12 protein-coding genes are annotated in these 16067 nt (G+C 65.3%); 8 read left to right on the forward strand and 4 right to left on the reverse strand.

All coding sequences use genetic code 11. The features are described 5' to 3' along the window. Positions 1-53 precede the first annotated feature (53 nt). The 3 genes from ACUJB0_RS27235 to ACUJB0_RS27245 all read left to right on the forward strand — a co-directional run bounded on the left by ACUJB0_RS27235 (position 54) and on the right by ACUJB0_RS27245 (position 2620). On the forward strand, positions 54-650 hold the full coding sequence (locus tag ACUJB0_RS27235) for a TetR/AcrR family transcriptional regulator (protein WP_444847976.1): 597 nt from the start codon (positions 54-56) through the stop codon (positions 648-650). A 107-nt stretch (positions 651-757) separates the two neighbouring features. After that, positions 758-1915, forward strand: a complete 1158-nt coding sequence (locus ACUJB0_RS27240; protein ID WP_444847977.1) for an iron-containing alcohol dehydrogenase — start codon at positions 758-760, stop codon at positions 1913-1915. Between the two features lie 27 nt (positions 1916-1942). Further along, the gene (locus tag ACUJB0_RS27245) at positions 1943-2620 is read left to right on the forward strand and encodes a type 1 glutamine amidotransferase domain-containing protein (RefSeq protein WP_444847978.1); all 678 of its coding nucleotides are present in this window, start codon (positions 1943-1945) and stop codon (positions 2618-2620) included. Here the strand turns inward: ACUJB0_RS27245 and ACUJB0_RS27250 are convergent, their stop codons facing one another. The 3 genes from ACUJB0_RS27250 to ACUJB0_RS27260 form a co-directional block, all read right to left on the reverse strand. Next, complete coding sequence (locus ACUJB0_RS27250) at positions 2621-3160, reverse strand: DUF2058 domain-containing protein (RefSeq protein ID WP_117014280.1); 540 nt, start codon at positions 3158-3160, stop codon at positions 2621-2623. 74 nt (positions 3161-3234) lie between these two features. Further along, positions 3235-5820 (reverse strand): TonB-dependent receptor plug domain-containing protein, encoded by a 2586-nt coding sequence (locus ACUJB0_RS27255; RefSeq protein ID WP_444847979.1) that lies wholly within the window; start codon positions 5818-5820, stop codon positions 3235-3237. Between the two features lie 243 nt (positions 5821-6063). Continuing rightward, positions 6064-7107 (reverse strand): LacI family DNA-binding transcriptional regulator, encoded by a 1044-nt coding sequence (locus ACUJB0_RS27260; protein WP_444847980.1) that lies wholly within the window; start codon positions 7105-7107, stop codon positions 6064-6066. A 237-nt stretch (positions 7108-7344) separates the two neighbouring features. On the opposite strand from ACUJB0_RS27260, the gene ACUJB0_RS27265 reads away from it, so the two are divergent. The 5 genes from ACUJB0_RS27265 to ACUJB0_RS27285 all read left to right on the forward strand — a co-directional run bounded on the left by ACUJB0_RS27265 (position 7345) and on the right by ACUJB0_RS27285 (position 15170). Next, positions 7345-10293 (forward strand): TonB-dependent receptor, encoded by a 2949-nt coding sequence (locus ACUJB0_RS27265; RefSeq protein ID WP_444847981.1) that lies wholly within the window; start codon positions 7345-7347, stop codon positions 10291-10293. Between the two features lie 90 nt (positions 10294-10383). Next, entirely contained in the window at positions 10384-11907 is a 1524-nt protein-coding gene (locus tag ACUJB0_RS27270; RefSeq protein WP_444847982.1) for a tryptophan halogenase family protein, read from the forward strand. Positions 11908-11922: 15 nt separating this feature from the next. Further along, positions 11923-12624, forward strand: a complete 702-nt coding sequence (locus ACUJB0_RS27275; protein ID WP_444847983.1) for a SapC family protein — start codon at positions 11923-11925, stop codon at positions 12622-12624. Further along, positions 12617-13621: a cupin-like domain-containing protein gene (locus ACUJB0_RS27280; protein WP_444847984.1), complete on the forward strand. Its 1005-nt coding sequence runs from the start codon at positions 12617-12619 to the stop codon at positions 13619-13621. Before ACUJB0_RS27275 ends, ACUJB0_RS27280 begins: the two co-directional genes overlap by 8 nt. A gap of 22 nt (positions 13622-13643) precedes the next feature. Further along, entirely contained in the window at positions 13644-15170 is a 1527-nt protein-coding gene (locus ACUJB0_RS27285; protein WP_444847985.1) for a tryptophan halogenase family protein, read from the forward strand. On the opposite strand, the gene ACUJB0_RS27290 is transcribed toward ACUJB0_RS27285, so the two are convergent. Continuing rightward, positions 15134-15943: a glycine betaine ABC transporter substrate-binding protein gene (locus tag ACUJB0_RS27290; protein ID WP_444847986.1), complete on the reverse strand. Its 810-nt coding sequence runs from the start codon at positions 15941-15943 to the stop codon at positions 15134-15136. The genes ACUJB0_RS27285 and ACUJB0_RS27290 overlap by 37 nt on opposite strands. Between the last annotated feature and the right edge of the window lie 124 nt (positions 15944-16067).

Here is a 16067-nt window from a genome sequence, read left to right on the forward strand (position 1 = left end):
CCGACGGAGAAAACACTAGACGACTGGTCTAATTGTGTTATGATGTGTCCACCATGACGACAGAACACCAAAACGTCCGCCAGCACATCCTGGACACGGGCAAGACCATCATCACCGGCAAAGGCTTTGCCGGCGTGGGCTTGAACGAGATCCTGACGGCGGCCGGCGTGCCCAAGGGCTCCTTCTACCACTACTTCAAGTCCAAGGAGCTGTTTGGCGAGGCGCTGCTGGAAGACTATATCGAGCGCTACCTGGCGCAGATGGACGTCACGCTGAACCAGCCCGGCCAAAGCGCCGCGCGTTCGCTGATGGACTACTGGGCCAGCTGGGACGACCTCGACGCGGACAGTTGCGATTGCCGCTGCCTGGTGGTCAAGCTCAGCGGCGAAGTGGCAGACATGTCGGAAGCCATGCGCACCACCCTGCTGGACGGCACCAACCGCATCGTCGGCCGGCTGGCCGGCAGCATCGAGCGGGCGCTGGCGGACGGCTCGCTGCGCGACGTCAGCGATGCCCAGCACACGGCGCTGGCACTGTACCAACTGTGGCTGGGCGCGGCGCTGCTGACCAAGCTGCGGCGCGAGCCCAGCGCGCTGCGCGCCGCCTGGCAAGCCACGCTGTCCATCCTCAACCTCGGGGGTCAAGTCTGACATTCGGACACGAGCCCTTCAGTAGCAGCTCGTTACTGTAGAGCTCGTGTCCGAATGTCAGACTTGACCCCATTTTCTAGACGACCAGTCTAATATCAGGAGCTAGCATGAAGAATTTTGAATTTCATAACCCTACCAAGATCGTCTTCGGGGCCGAGACTGTCGCTCAACTGTCCCGGCTGGTGCCGGAATCGGCCCGCGTGCTGATCCTGTACGGCGGCGCCAGCGCCGAGAAGACCGGTACCCTGGCCGAGGTGCGCCAGGCGCTCGGCGCCCGCGTCAGCCGCGAGTTCGGCGGCATCGAACCCAATCCCAGCTATGAGACCCTGATGAAAGCCGTCGAACAGGTGCGCCGCGACGAGATCGACTTCCTGCTGGCGGTCGGCGGCGGCTCGGTCATCGACGGCACCAAGTTTGTCGCCGCCGCCGCGCTGTACGACGGCGAGCCGTGGGAGATCGCACAGAGCGGCGGCGCCAAGGTGCGCCGCGCCCTGCCCTTCGGCGCCGTGCTGACCCTGCCCGCCACCGGCTCGGAGATGAACAACGGCGCCGTGGTCACCCACAAGGCCACCCACACCAAGCTGCCGTTCCGCAGCCCGCTGCTGTTCCCGCAGTTCTCGGTGCTCGATCCGGCCAAGACCTTCACGCTGCCAACCAAGCAGGTCGCCAACGGCCTGGTCGACGCCTTCGTCCACACGGTCGAGCAATACCTGACCTATCCGGTGCAGGCGCTGGCGCAGGACCGCTTCGCCGAGGGCCTGCTGCAGACGCTGGTCGAGATCGCGCCGCAAGCGCTGGCCGCGCCGGACGACTACGCCACCCGCGCCAACCTGATGTGGACCGCCGCCCTGGCGCTCAACGGCCTGATCGGCGCCGGCGTGCCGCAGGACTGGGCCACCCACATGATCGGCCACGAGCTCACCGCGCTGTACGACATCGACCACGCGCGCACGCTGGCGCTGGTGCTGCCGTCGCTGCTGGACGTACAGCGCGACAGCAAACACGCGAAGCTGTTGCAATACGGCGAGCGCGTCTGGGGCATCCGCGACGGCAGCGATGAGCAGCGCATCGATGCCGCCATCGCCCGCACCCGCGCGTTCTTCGAAGGCCTGGGCATCCCGACCCGCCTGTCGGCCTACCAGTTGGGCCAGGAAGCGGTGGAAGCCGTGCTGGCGCAACTGCAGGCGCACGGCATGACCAGCCTGGGCGAACACCGCGACATCGACCTGGCCCGCAGCCGCCGCATTCTCGAAGCCGCACTGTAACTCCACCTCACACACAAAGGACACGACATGAACATCCTGATGGTACTCACCTCGCACGACCAACTGGGCAACACCGGCCACAAGACCGGCTTCTGGCTGGAGGAATTCGCCGCACCGTACTACGCGCTGAAGGAAGCCGGCGCCAAGCTGACGCTGGTCTCGCCGCTGGGCGGCCAGCCGCCGCTGGACCCGAAGAGCGACGCGCCCGAATCGCAGACCCCGGCCACCATCCGCTTCAAGGCCGACCCCGAGGCGCAGGCCGCGCTGGCCCATACCGGCAAGCTGGCCGAGGTCTCCGCGGCTGATTTCGACGCTGTGTTTTATCCGGGCGGCCACGGCCCGCTGTGGGACCTGGCCGAGGACCGCGCCTCGATCGCGCTGATCGAAGCCATGCTGGCGGCCGGCAAGCCGGTGGCGGCGGTGTGCCACGCGCCCGGCGTGCTGCGCCACGTGAAGGCGGCCGACGGCAGCCCGCTGGTGCGCGGCAAGCAGGTGACCGGCTTCACCAACACCGAGGAGGAAGCGGTCGGCCTGACCAAGGTCGTGCCCTTCCTGGTCGAGGACATGCTGAAGGAAAACGGCGGCATCTACTCCAAGCTCGGCGACTGGCAAGCCTACGCGGTCACCGACGGCCTGCTGGTGACCGGCCAGAACCCGGCCTCGTCGGAAGCGGCCGCCGCCGCGCTGCTCAAGCTGCTGGCCTGATCACCACATCAGGTCGTCGGGGATCTGGAAGGCGGCGTACGGATCGTCTTCCTCCACCGCGGTGGTGCTCTTGTTGACGCGCACCACCAGCGCCGGATCGCGCTCGGCGATCTTGTCGGCGATCACGCGCGGCACCAGTTCGGCCACGCCGTTCAGCACCACGATCACCAGCCGCCCCGCGACCAGGTGCTCGCGCACCGCCGCCGTCACGAACATGCGCTCGATCTTGCTGCCGTGCGTGTAGTTGTAGGCGATGTCGCCGTTGTGGCCCTTGCTCTGGCGGTTCTGCTGCACCATCTGCGCGATCTGCGCCAGGATGGCTTTCTGCTGCGCGGCGGCGTCGCGCTGCGCGTTCAGTTCGCGGTTGCGCTCGGCCAGCTTGCGCTGCGCCTCCTGCGCGGCCAGCTTGGCTTCGTCGACGCTCTGCGTGCCGGTGCGGCGCTCTTCCTTCTTCTGCTTGCTCTTTTCCTGATTGGCGACCTTGACCTTGTTCTTGGCCACCAGGCCGGCCTTCAGCAATTGATCTTGTAACGAAACCATGTGTACCACTCCATAAAAAAAGGTCCGCCACTCCTTGCGGAGCGGCGGACCCCATTATAGCTGCGGCGTCGCGCTTAGAAGCGATAGTTCAGCGAGGCCGCGAAGGTGCGGCCCAACTGGCTGAACTGCGAACCGTCGTAGGTCACCATAGAGTAGCGGCCGTCGAAGGTGATGGAGTTGTACTGCACCTCGGACGGGGTCATGCCGGTGGCCGGGTCCTTGGTCTTGCTGTCCAACAGCGCCTGGCCCGCCGAGTTGAGCGCCTTCATGTTCCACTTCGGCGTGACGTTCAGGATGTTGTTGACGTTGAACGACAAGGTCACGTTCTTGGCCACGTTGTAGTTGAACGCGAAGTCGGTGACCACCTTGGTCTTGAACTCCACTTCCAGGTTGTTGTCCAGGCCGGCGTTGCGGAAACGGGTCGGGCCAAACAGCGTGTTATTCAGCGAGAAGTTGTAGTCCTTGTAGTCGAGGTCCGCGCCAAAGATGGTCTTGTATTTCGGACGCGACGTGAACATCAGCGCTTCCTGGGTCGGGTCGAGCACGGACTGGTTCGCCGCCGCCACCGTCGATGGATTGTGGACGCTGCCCTCACGCTCGTTTTTCAGCGACAGGTTGCCCGACAGGTTCAGCGTCACCTTGCTTTCGCCCAGCGACAGGTTCTTCCGCGACAGCACATAGTCGAGGCCCGAGGTGCGGCTGGTCAGCGCGTTGGCGAAGAAGCTCACCGACACGATGCCGTTGGCGTTCAACACCTGGTCGAGCGGGCTGGCCGCGACGCAGGCGGCTTGCTTCACAGGATCGGTCTCGGTACAGGCCGGTACAATCTCCTTGCCCAGCACAATGCGGTTCTTCACCTTGATGTTGTAGTAGTCGACCGTGATGCTGGTGTTGTTGTCGGGCTTGAGGCCCAGGCCCAGCGTGATGTTGTTCGACTTCTCGGCCTGCAGCTTCGGCACGCCCAACGCCGCCGCTTCCTTGGACACGTTGTTGACCAGGCCGGACACCTGGATGCCCTTGCCCGGCACGAAGGCGTACTGCGCCTTCTGCGTGTAGATCTGCGCCAGCGACGGCGCGCGGAAGCCGGTCGATGCCGACGCGCGCAGGGTCAGCTGCTCGTTCACTTTCAGGCGCGACGAAAGCTTCCACACGAAGGCGCTGCCGAAGTCGCTGTATTTTTCGTAGCGGCCGGTGCCGTCGACCAGCAGGTTGTCGCTGATGTCCCAGGTGGCGCCGCCGTAGGCGCCGTAGTTCGAGCGCGAAGTCGGGAAGGAATTGCGCGGATCGTTGCCGGCAAACGAGTCGGCGCCGGTGCCGATGTACGACGCTTCCTCGCCGGCGATGGTCTTGAATTTCTCGTGGCGGATTTCAGTGCCGGCATACGCGCTGACGGTCGGCGCGACCTGCTTGGAGAGGTCGCCGTTGAACACGAAGTGTTCGAACTTCACGCCGCCGGCGTTGAAGTGCGTCGGCGATGCGGCGCCCAGGCTGCGGTTGACCGAATTGCCGACCTCGTAGCTTTGCTCGTTGCCGCCGTAGGTCAGGCTCAGGTCCGTGGCCCAGCCGCCCAGCGGGAACTTCACGCCGCCGGTGGCGTTGTAGTCGTCCAGCTTGCCGACAAAGGTCGGCACGTAGCCGAGGTAGGGAGTGCCGGCCGCGTGCAGCAAGCCGTAGTCGGTCGGACGCCAGTACGGCGTGCGGTAGTTGGCGTAGCTGTCGACCTTCTTGTGCACATACGCGGCGTTGCCGTAGACCGAGACGTCGTCGTTCACGTCATAGCGGCTGTTGACCAGCGCCTTTTGCGCGGACGTGGCGGGCGAGCCGTTGATATTGCCCGCATCGGGCTTGATCGCCAGGAAGGCTTGCGCGTCGGCCAGGGTGCCGCCCAGCGTATCGGGCTCGGCCCGGGCATCGACCAGGCCGGGGCGGTTGGACAGGCCCACGTGCGAGACGTCGAGCGTGTAGTTGACAAAGCCCCGGTCGCCCAGCGCCACGCCCTGGTTCAGGCTCAGGCCGCCCATCTTGCCGTCGCTCTCGTGGGTGATGCCGGCGCGCGCGGTGACCGAGCCGCCTTCGGCGTTGTCCTTGAGGATGATGTTGACCACGCCGGCGATGGCGTCGGAACCGTACTGGGCCGAGGCGCCGTCGCGCAGCACTTCGATGCGCTTGATCGCGTCCTGCGGAATGGCGGAAATGTCGGAGCCGCTTTCGCCGCGGCCCGGCGAGGTTTGCGTGTAGACCAGCGAGCTGGCGTTCTTGCGCTTGCCGTTAATCAGGATCAGCACGCGGCTCGGTCCCATGTTACGGATTTCGTACGGATCCAACAGCGACGTCGCATCGTTGACCGGAGTCTGCACGGTGTTGAAGGATGGAACGCGGAACTGCAGCGCCTTGTCGAGCGAGGCCTGGCCGGTCTTGCCGAGCTCGCGCGAGCCGATGATATCGACCGGCACCGGCGTATCGACCATGGTGCGCTGGGCGCCACGGCTGCCGGTGGAAACAATCACCACTTTCTGGATATCGTCCGGGGTGGCATCGGCCGCGGCGGCCGGCTGCACGGCGGCGGTCTGCGCGACGGCGGCTGCTTCAGCCTGGGCCTGGGCCAGGACGTATGGACTGGCGGACAACAACAACGCTGCGAATGGAAAATTCTTTTTCATTGTTCGATCTCTTTATTTTCGTGATGTCAGGTGTCGATTGGTTGCAACATGGATGCCACGTGATGATTGTTGCTAGGCTGAATGTATAGACATCACCGTGGAGCGTCTATTGTTTCCACCAATCTTGGCCGTGAAACCAGATTCATGCGGCAAATTAACAACTACCGGCTGAAGCTAACTTGGCATTGCGACATTGTTGCCGAGGGAGGAGCCGGCGCCGGGCGGCGCTGGCGGAGGGGGATCTCAGGCCGGCTTGCGGCGGCGGGCCGGCTTGGCGGCGTCGGCGTGGGAGGCCAGCGAGGCGCGCAAGGTCATCGTCACCGGATAGCCGCGCGTGACGGGGCGTTGCAGGTCGTAGCAGCTGTTGAGCAAGGCGTTGATGCCGTTCTGCGTCATCTCGCGCCACGGCATGTGCACCGTGGTCAGGCGCGGCGCCGAGAACTCCGCGCTGGGCGTGTCGTCGTAGCCGATCACCGACAGCTCGTGCGGCACGCGGATGCCGGCCTCCTGGAAGTAGGACAGCGCGCCCACCGCCATCTCGTCATTGGCGCAGAACAGCGCGCTGCACGGATGCTTCGAGTCCATCAACTCCTTGGCCGCCGACCAGCCGCCGGCCGGCGAGAAGTCGCGCTCGGTCACCCACAGCCTGGCGGTGTCGACGCCGTTGGCCCGCAGCTCGTCGAGGAAGGCGTTGACCCGCACCACGTTGTCCGGCAGGCTGGACGGCCCGGCCACCACGGCGATCTCGCGGTGCCCGTGGTCGAGCAGGGTGCGCGCCGCCATCCGCCCGCCCAGCATGTGGTCGACCGTGAAGCACTGCCCGGCCAGGCTGTCGAAGCTGTGGTTGAGCACCACCATGCGCTTGTGCTGGAAGCGCAGCGCGGCGATGTCCTCCTCCTGCAGCACGTTGGTCATCAGGATCAGGCCGTCGCAGCCGCGCTCGATCAGGAAGGCGATGCCCTCGATCGCCTGCTGGCGCGCGCCGCCCAGGCCGGCGCCGAAGGCCACCACCATGTGCAGGCCGGCCGCGCGCAGTTCGTTGTCGATGATTTGCAGGATGGGCGTGTAGAAGGTGCCGCTGAGCACGGGGATGTACACGCCGATCATCTGGCTGGAACCGGACAGCAGCGTGCGCGCCGCGTGCGAGGGCCGGAAGTCCAGTTCCTCGATGGCCGCCCTGACCCGCGCCAGCGTTGCCGGCGATACCGAACCCTTGCCGCTGACCACGCGCGAGGCGGTGCCCAGTCCAACACCCGCCAGGCGGGCTACGTCTTTGATGGTGGCCATGGCGACCGCCTTTCCGATGGGGTGTGCATGCAAAGTGTCTCTTTTTGGAAACGTTCCCAGCCATGTTGCACGGCTTGCTTTCCTCTGTCAACGAAAACCCGGCCCCACTTATGCGGCATCGCAAATTGACTTTGAAATTCGTTCGGTGCTATATTTGCCACATGAATTGGAAACCTTTCCAACTCTGAGAAGCGGGCAGTTGGCAGCGGGCAGTTCAAAAAAAACACAGGAGATGACATGCATTATCCAAAGACACGACAAAAATTAATGAGCCTGGCGGTGGCCGGCGCCTGCGCGGCGGCGGCCGCCCAGGTGCTGGCGCAGGAAGCGCCCGCCAAGGCTGCCGAACCGGAAGTCCAGAGCGTGGTGGTGACCGGTATTCGCCAGAGCTTGCTTTCGTCGATGAACCTCAAGCGCAATTCCGACGGTATCGTCGACGGCATCGTGGCCGAGGACATCGGCAAGTTCCCCGATACCAACCTGGCCGAATCGCTGCAGCGCATTTCGGGCGTGTCGATCGACCGTTCGATCGGCGAGGGTTCCAAGATCACCGTGCGCGGCGTCGGCCCCGACTTCAACCTGGTGCTGCTGAACGGCCGCCAGATGCCGACCTCCAACCTGGGCGACCTGAACGGCCGCGCCTTCGACTTCGCCAACCTGGCGTCGGAAGCGATCGCGCAGCTGCAGGTGTACAAGACCAGCCGCGCCGAAACGCCGACCGGCGGCATCGGCGCCACCGTCAACGTGATGACGGCGCGCCCGTTCGACCGTCCCGGCATGCATTCGAGCGTGGGCGTCAAGGGCGTGTACGACAGCACCAACGGCAACCTGCCGGGCGACATCAAGGCCAGCCGCTCGACCACGCCGGAACTGTCCGGCCTGTACTCGAACACCTTCGACAACAACAAGTTCGGCGTGGCGCTGACCGGCAGCTACCAGGAACGCAACCTGGGCTACAACACCGCGGCCGTCTCCAACGGCTGGAAGGGCCCGTTCCGCGGCGACGACAACAGCTGGGGCACCATCCCCAAGGGCAGCGCCACCAATCCTCCCGCCGCGAGCGACCTGTACTCGGTGCCGCAAAACCTGAACTACAACTTCAACGGCGTCAAGCGCCAGCGCACCAACGCCCAGCTGACCTTGCAGTACAAGCCGGTCGACAAGCTGGTCACCACGCTGGACTACACCTACTCCGAAAACAAGATCCAGACCAAGCGCAACGACATCTCGGCCTGGTTCAACTTCGGTGCGTCGAACAGCTCGTGGACCGGCGGCCCGGTCCAGAGCCCGCTGATCTACAAGGAAATCCTCGACGGCACCTCTGACATCGCCATGGGCGGCGCCGACTTCGCCACCAAGACGCAGAACAAATCGCTGGGCTTTAACGCCGTGTGGAAGCCGACCAACGACCTGCGCTTCGAGCTCGACACCCACCACTCGACCGCCGAGTCGCGCGCCGACAGCCCCTTCGGTTCGAGCAACACCCTCGGCACCGCCAGCTTCAGCCGCGGCGACACCACGGCCGACTTCAGCCACGACTTCCCGGTGCTGAGCATCGCCGGCGCCGACTTCACCAAGGCGCCGCAGCAGGTCACCGGCTCGGTGTTCACCAACGGCTACATGAAGGGCGAGGTCGACCAGACCCAGGTCAAGGGCGCGTGGAAAGTGCTGGAAGCGTCCGAGCTGAAGTTCGGCGCCACCGTGTCCGAGGTGAAGAACCGCTCGGCCTTCTCCAACCAGCAGCGCGACACCTGGGGCGGCGCCACCAAGCCGTCCGACTATCCAAGCAGCGTGTGGCATCCGGAGTCGGTGCGCCAGTACTTCGACCACATCGACGGCAGCGGCAGCCCCAGCCTGTTCAACCAGTTCTACACCTTCAACTTCGCCCAGGTGCGCCAGCTGGCCGCGGCCGCCTCCGGCCAGCCGGCGCTGTACCTGCCGAAGACCACCTTCGACCACGACGCCCGCACCACCGAGAAGTCGAACTCGGCCTTCGTCCAGTTCAACACCGACTGGGATACCAAGCTGCCGATCCGCACCTCGGTCGGCCTGCGCTACGAGACCACCGACGTCAACTCGACCGCGCTGGTGCCGGCCGCCACGGGCATCAGCTGGGTGTCGCAGAACGAGTTGCCGATCACCTTCGGCGACCCGACCTTCACCACGCTGTCCGGCAAGTACCACAACCTGCTGCCGAGCTTTGACTCGGACATCGAGCTCACGCCGAACCAGAAGGTGCGCCTGAGCCTGGGCGAGACCATCGGCCGTCCGCGCTACGACCAGATCCAGGGCGGCACCACGCTGGACTCGATCACCCGCGCCAACGGCGGCACCGGCAGCCAAGGCAACCCGGCGCTGAAGCCGGTCAAGTCCAAGAACCTGGACCTGTCCTACGAGTGGTACTACGGCAAGCAGAACTTCTTCTCGCTGGGCTACTTCCGCAAGAACCTGGAAAACTACGCCGGCCAGTCGCAGTTCGACGCCACGCCGTTCAACCTGCACACGCCGGTGGGCGGCAAGTTCTGGAACGAGGCGCTGGCCAGCGGCTGCTCCAATGCCGACACCACCTGCATCCGCGACTACATTTTCCGCAACCACGACGGCGCGCCGGGCGTGACGCGCGGCCCCGATACCGGAACCGGCAACGACAAGCACGCCACCGGCACCATCGTCGGCCAGCCAAGCGATCCGATCGCCAACTTCAAGATCAACTCCTTCTCCAACCAGAAGGCGGCCAGCCTGAACGGCCTGGAGGTGAACTTGCAGCACATGTTCGGCAACAGCGGCTTCGGCGTGTCGACCAACTACACGTATGTGCACTCGGGCCTCAAGTACGACAACGCCAAGATCGGCGAGCAGTTCGCGCTGGTCGGCCTGTCGAACTCGTCGAACGTGGTCGGCATCTACGAGGACAAGAACTTCACCGCCCGCCTGGCCTACAACTGGCGCGGCGAGTTCCTGTCGTCGACCTTCGACGGCTCCGGCCCGAACCCGCAGTACGTGGAAGCCTACGGCCAGGTCGACATCAGCATCGGCTACAACTTCAACGAGAAGCTGAGCTTCCAGTTCGAGGGCATCAACGTGGGCAACTCGATCCAGCGCGTGCATAGCCGCACCAAGCAGCAGCTGGAGTCGGTCACGCAGCAGGGCCCGCGCTACATGATCGGCGCCCGCTACAAGTTCTAACCGGTAGTTGATCGTTCCGGGGCCGCTGACTGTCAGCGGCCCTTTTCGGTTAGACTTCAGCAATCTCATCCTTAAACCAAGGCGAGCAATATGGTCCGACGCATCGTGATTGTGGGAGGCGGTTCCGCCGGCTGGCTGACGGCCGGCCTGATCGCGGCCGACCACCAGGGCTCGTCCCTGCGGATCACCCTGATCGAATCGCCCGACATCGCGCCCATCGGCGTGGGCGAAGGCACCTGGCCCAGCATGCGCGACACGCTGCGCCGCATCGGCGTGTCCGAATCCGATTTCTTCCGCGAATGCGACGCCTCGTTCAAGCAGGGCTCGCGCTTCAACCGCTGGGTGAACGGTGCGGACAACGACTACTATTTCCATCCCTTCGTGCTGCCGCAAGGCCATGGCGAAGTGAACCTGCCGGAGCAATGGCAGGCGCAGCATCCCGGCATCCCGTTCGCCGACCTGGTCAGCTACCAGCCGCACCTGTGCGTCAACGGCCGCGCGCCCAAGCAGGTGGTGACGCCCGAGTTCTCGTCGGTGGCCAACTACGGCTACCATCTCGACGCCGGCAAGTTCGGCGTCTTCCTGCGCAAGCACTGCCTGGAAAAGCTGGGCGTGCATTACGTGCCGGACAATGTGGTCGGCATCGCCAGCCACGACAACGGCGACATCGCCGCGCTGCACACGCAGGCGCACGGCGCGCTGGAAGGCGACCTGTTCATCGACTGCACCGGCATGCAATCGCTGCTGCTGGGCAAACACTACGCCGTGCCCTTCCTGTCGCAGAAACACGTGCTGTACAACGACACGGCGCTGGCGGTGCAGATCCCCTACCCCGACGACGATTACCCGATCGCCTCGCAGACCTCGTCCACCGCGCAAAGCGCCGGCTGGATCTGGGACATCGGCCTGCCGACCCGGCGCGGCGTCGGCCACGTGTACTCCAGCGCCCACATCGGCGACGAGCAGGCCGAGGCCGAGCTGCGCCGCTACATCATCGACACCGGCGGCCCGCGGGACATCCCGCCACCGCGCAAGCTCAGCTTCAACCCCGGCTACCGCGAACGCTTCTGGCACCGCAACTGCGTGGCCATCGGCCTGTCGGCCGGCTTCATCGAGCCGCTGGAAGCGTCGGCCCTGGCGCTGGCGGAAATGTCGGCCGCCATGGTCAGCGACGAACTGCCGGCCACGCGCGCGGCGATGGACATCGTCGCCAACCGTTTCAACGAAGCCTTCACCTACCGCTGGGAACGGGTGATCGACTTCCTCAAGCTGCACTACGTGCTGAGCCAGCGCCGCGACAGCGACTACTGGCGCGACAACACCGCCGCCATCCCCGACCGGCTGAACGATTTGCTGACCCTGTGGCGCCACCGCGCGCCATCGCGCAACGACTTCAACCGCATCGAGGAAGTATTCCCGTGGGCCAGCTACCAGTACGTGTTGTACGGCATGGGCTTCCGCAGCGAATTCATGAATCCCCAGCCGCGCCAGGCCGCGCTGGCCGACGGCTATTTCCGCCAGGCCGCCGAGCTGACCCACAAGATGCTGGGCGGACTGCCGGACAACCGCACCCTGATCAATCACATCAAGCGCCACGGCTTGCAGAAAATCTAAATCACGAGAGACCACATGCCGAACATCGTATTGCTCAACAATGTAGACCACAAGGACCTGCGCGTCATCACCCGCCACGGCGCGCAATTCGGCGACCGCCAGATGTGGGCCACCACCTTCCCGGCCGAGTTCCGCGACGTGCAGGCCTGCTACCCCATCGTGTTCCGCAAGACCACGGACGGCCTGGGCTTCGAACCGGTCGCGCTGTTCGGCTTCCAGGAAGAGGAAAACCTGTTCCTCGACGGCCAGCGCTGGGACGCGCCCTACGTGCCGCTGATGATCGAGCGCCAGCCCTTCCTGATCGGCGTCAACGGCACCGAGCTGATGGTGCACATCGACACCGACAGCCCGCGCGTCAGCCGCGACGAGGGCGAGCCGGTGTTCCTGCCGCTCGGCGGCAACAGCGAATTCCTGGAGCGCGCCAGCTCGATGCTGCTGACCATTCACCAGGGCCTGCAGGCCACGCCGGCCTTGCTGTCGGCGCTGCTGCAGCACGAGCTGCTGGAAAGCTTCGTGCTCGACGTCGAGCTGAACGACGGCTCGCAGAACCGCCTGGTCGGCTTCTACACCATCAACGAGGACAAGCTGGCGGCGCTGGACGCGGACGCGGTGGCCGCGCTGCACCGCGCCGGCCACCTGCACAGCATCTACATGGTGCTGGCCTCGCTGTCGAACTTCCGCATGCTGATCGACCGCAAGAACGCCGCCCATGCCTGAAGCCTTGCGCGAAATCAGCAGCCTGGGCGTTAACGACCTGGGCGACGACATCCTCACCGCCACCGAGCCGCTGGTGCTGCGCGGCCTGGCCGCCAGCTGGCCGATGGTGCGCGCCACGCTGGCGGACGAGCGCGGCGGCGACGCCTACCTGCGCAGCCACTACCGCGACGCCACGGTCGGCGCGATGCTGGGCCCGCCGGAAGCGGGCGGCCGCTTCTTCTACAACGCCGACATGAGCGGCTTCAACTTCTATCCCGTGCACGCCAAGCTGACCGCCGTGCTGGACGAGATCGAAGCCAAGCGCCACCAGGCCAATCCCGCCACCGTCTACGTCGGCTCGACCACGGTGGAAACCTGCCTGCCCGGCTTCCGCGAACACAACGACATCAACCTGGGTGGGCGCGACGCGCTGGCCAGCATCTGGATCGGCAACCGCACGCGCATCGCCGCCCACTACGACGTGCCGGACAACCTGGCCGTGGTGGCGGCGGGCCGCCGCCGCTTCACGCTGTTCCCGCCGTCGCAGCTGAAGAACCTGTACATCGGCCCGCTGGACTTCACGCCGGCCGGCCAGGCCGTCAGCCTGGTGGACCTGCTGAACCCGGACTTCGACAAATATCCGAAATTCGCCGAGGCGCTAGCGCACGCGCGCACCGCCGAGCTGGGACCGGGCGACGCCATCTTCATCCCCAGCATGTGGTGGCACCACATCGAATCGCTGGACCCGTTCAACGTGCTGGTCAACTACTGGTGGCGCCAGTCGCCGGACTACATGGACACGCCGACCAGCGCGCTGATGCTGGCCTTCCTCACCATGCGCGACCTGCCGGCGGCGCAGCGCAAGGCGTGGCAGGAGATCTTCCGCCACTACATTTTCGAGGCCGACGAGACCACGGCCGCACACATACCCGAGCACGCCCGCCATGTGCTGGCGCCGCTCAACGACGAGGCCGCGCGCGTGCTGCGCGCCCAGGCACTGAAAAAAATACACCGATAAATACACCAATCAGGAGACATCGATGAACCCAGGCACCCGAGATCCGAACACCCGCCGGCCAGTGCGCCGCGTCGTCATCGCCGGCGGCGGCACCGCCGGCTGGATGGCGGCCGCCGGCATCGCCAAGGTGCTGGGCAAGCGGCTCGACATCACGCTGGTCGAGTCCGACGAGATCGGCACGGTGGGCGTGGGCGAGGCCACCATTCCAACACTGATCAATTTCCACAACCTGCTGGAGATCAACGAGCAGGAATTCATGGCCGAGACCCAGGCCACGTTCAAGCTGGGCATCAGCTTCGAGAGCTGGCGCAACGTCAAGGAAGACTACATCCACTCCTTCGGCATGACCGGCACCGACCACTGGACCGCAGGCTTCCAGCACTTCTGGCACAAGGGCGTCGAGCGCGGCCTGGCCGGCGACTACGGCGACTACTGCCTGGAGCTGAAGGCTTCGCTGGAAAACCGCTTCGCCCACCTGCCGGACAACGGCATGAACTACGCCTACCACCTGGACGCCAGCCGCTACGCCAAATACCTGCGCCGCCTGAGCGAGCCGCGCGGCGTCAAGCGCGTCGAAGGCAAGATCGTGCGCTACACCCAGCACGCCGACAACGGCGACGTGCGCTCGCTGGTGCTGGAGTCGGGCCAGGAGATCGAAGGCGACCTGTTCATCGACTGCACCGGCTTCCGAGGCCTGCTGATCGGCGAGGCCATGCAGGAGCCGATGGAGGACTGGTCGCAATGGCTGTTCTGCGACCGCGCCATCGCGGTGCAGACCGAGTCGGTGGGCGACGCCGTGCCGCTGACGCGCTCGATGGCGCACCAGGCCGGCTGGCAGTGGCGCATCCCGTTGCAGCACCGCGTCGGCAACGGCATCGTGTATTCGAGCCGCCACCTGGACGACGACGCGGCGATGCGGCAGCTGCTGGGCAATGTCGAAGGCAAGACGCTGGTCACGCCGCGCGTGATCAAGTTCAAGCCTTGCCAGCGCAAGCAGACGTGGAAAGGCAATGTCGTGGCCATGGGCCTGGCCAGCGGCTTCCTGGAGCCGATCGAATCGACCAGCATCCACCTGATCCAGCGCGCCGTGGTGCGCCTGATGCAGACCTTCCCCACCGACGGCATCAGCCAGGCCGACATCGACGAGTACAACCAGCAGTGCAACACCGAGATCGAGCACATCCGCGATTTCATCATCCTGCACTACCACGTCAACAACCGCACCGACTCGCCGTTCTGGACCGAGGCGCGCGAGATGAGCATCCCGGCCTCGCTGCGGCACCGCATCGATTTGTTCCGCGAGACGGGCCGCGTGTTCCGCGTGCCGAACGAGCTGTTCGCGGAGAATTCGTGGATCCAGGTGATGCTGGGCCAGGGCATCATGCCGCGCTCACACCACCAGACCGCCGACCTGATGGGCGACGAGGAACTCAAGCACTTCCTGGGCGGCATCAAGTCGCGGGTGGACCGCATCGTGGTGCAGCTGCCGACGCACCAGGCGTACGTCGAGCGCTACTGCGGCCGCTCGGAGGGAGCCAGGGCCGCCTGAGCGGACTGCCGCGCCAGCCAGGCGTCGGCCGCCGCCAACGGCGACAGGCCTTGGCGGCAAATCATGTAGTCCAATTCGCTGACGGCGCGGTTGCCCAGGCTGAGCTTGTCCAACTGCGCCAACACCTCGGGCGCCATGCGGGCGGCGCATGCCTCGCGCACGATCAGCGTCGCCTCATCGTGCCCGCCCAGCAAGCCCAGCGGTTCGGCCAGCGCGCGGATGCGCAAGCCATGGTGCAAAAACTGCGGATGCCACAGCGGCACGACCAGCCATTCGCCCCGGCGCACGGCATCCTCATAACGGCGGAAGCAATCGTCTTCGCTGCCGTTTTCGAAGCGGTAGCCCAGCTCTTCCAGGCCGTACGCCGCCATCATGCGGCGGGAAAAGCGGCTGATGCCGGCGCCCGGATTGATGCCCTGTAAAAGCTTGCTCATGCGCGCGGCCACCTCCGGCCTGGCGAGATCCTCGACCGAAGCGACCGCCTCCTCCGGCACATAGTCGGGCACACCCCAGATGCAATACGGCTGGTACAGCACGCCAAGCTTGCGCGTCTGCGCCAGGTACGGCGCCAGGTAGGCGCCATGGCTGGACGACAGCCATGCCGAGGCCAGCATGTCGACGTCACCCTCGCCGTAACGGCGGAACATTTCTTCATGCGGCGAAGCCGAACTCAGCACCTCATAGCCGTGGCCTTCAAGGATGCGCTGCACGATGGCCGCGCTGGCGGCGTGAAAGCTCAGGTCGATATGGCCCAGCCGGATGATCTGTTTCATTTGGAATGCCTTTGAAAGTTGAATGCCAGGCGCATGGTAGGCGCGCGGCCGCCTTCCAAACAGACCGGAATCCAGGAATGACTTTCAAACGAAACGCGAAAGTGCCGGGACAACAACACTCCAT

The organism is Duganella caerulea (assembly GCF_040362985.1).
GTDB lineage: Bacteria > Pseudomonadota > Gammaproteobacteria > Burkholderiales > Burkholderiaceae_D > Rugamonas > Rugamonas vulcania.

Bases quoted from the DNA above. Each gene is read 5' to 3' on its own strand.
- ACUJB0_RS27265 (WP_444847981.1), top strand. From the start codon at position 7,345: ATGCATTATCCAAAGACACGACAAAAATTAATGAGCCTGGCGGTGGCC.
- ACUJB0_RS27235 (WP_444847976.1), top strand. From the start codon at position 54: ATGACGACAGAACACCAAAACGTCCGCCAGCACATCCTGGACACGGGC.
- ACUJB0_RS27290 (WP_444847986.1), bottom strand. From the start codon at position 15,943: ATGAAACAGATCATCCGGCTGGGCCATATCGACCTGAGCTTTCACGCC.
- ACUJB0_RS27255 (WP_444847979.1), bottom strand. From the start codon at position 5,820: ATGAAAAAGAATTTTCCATTCGCAGCGTTGTTGTTGTCCGCCAGTCCA.
- ACUJB0_RS27270 (WP_444847982.1), top strand. From the start codon at position 10,384: ATGGTCCGACGCATCGTGATTGTGGGAGGCGGTTCCGCCGGCTGGCTG.
- ACUJB0_RS27245 (WP_444847978.1), top strand. From the start codon at position 1,943: ATGAACATCCTGATGGTACTCACCTCGCACGACCAACTGGGCAACACC.
- ACUJB0_RS27275 (WP_444847983.1), top strand. From the start codon at position 11,923: ATGCCGAACATCGTATTGCTCAACAATGTAGACCACAAGGACCTGCGC.
- ACUJB0_RS27240 (WP_444847977.1), top strand. From the start codon at position 758: ATGAAGAATTTTGAATTTCATAACCCTACCAAGATCGTCTTCGGGGCC.
- ACUJB0_RS27285 (WP_444847985.1), top strand. From the start codon at position 13,644: ATGAACCCAGGCACCCGAGATCCGAACACCCGCCGGCCAGTGCGCCGC.
- ACUJB0_RS27280 (WP_444847984.1), top strand. From the start codon at position 12,617: ATGCCTGAAGCCTTGCGCGAAATCAGCAGCCTGGGCGTTAACGACCTG.
- ACUJB0_RS27250 (WP_117014280.1), bottom strand. From the start codon at position 3,160: ATGGTTTCGTTACAAGATCAATTGCTGAAGGCCGGCCTGGTGGCCAAG.
- ACUJB0_RS27260 (WP_444847980.1), bottom strand. From the start codon at position 7,107: ATGGCCACCATCAAAGACGTAGCCCGCCTGGCGGGTGTTGGACTGGGC.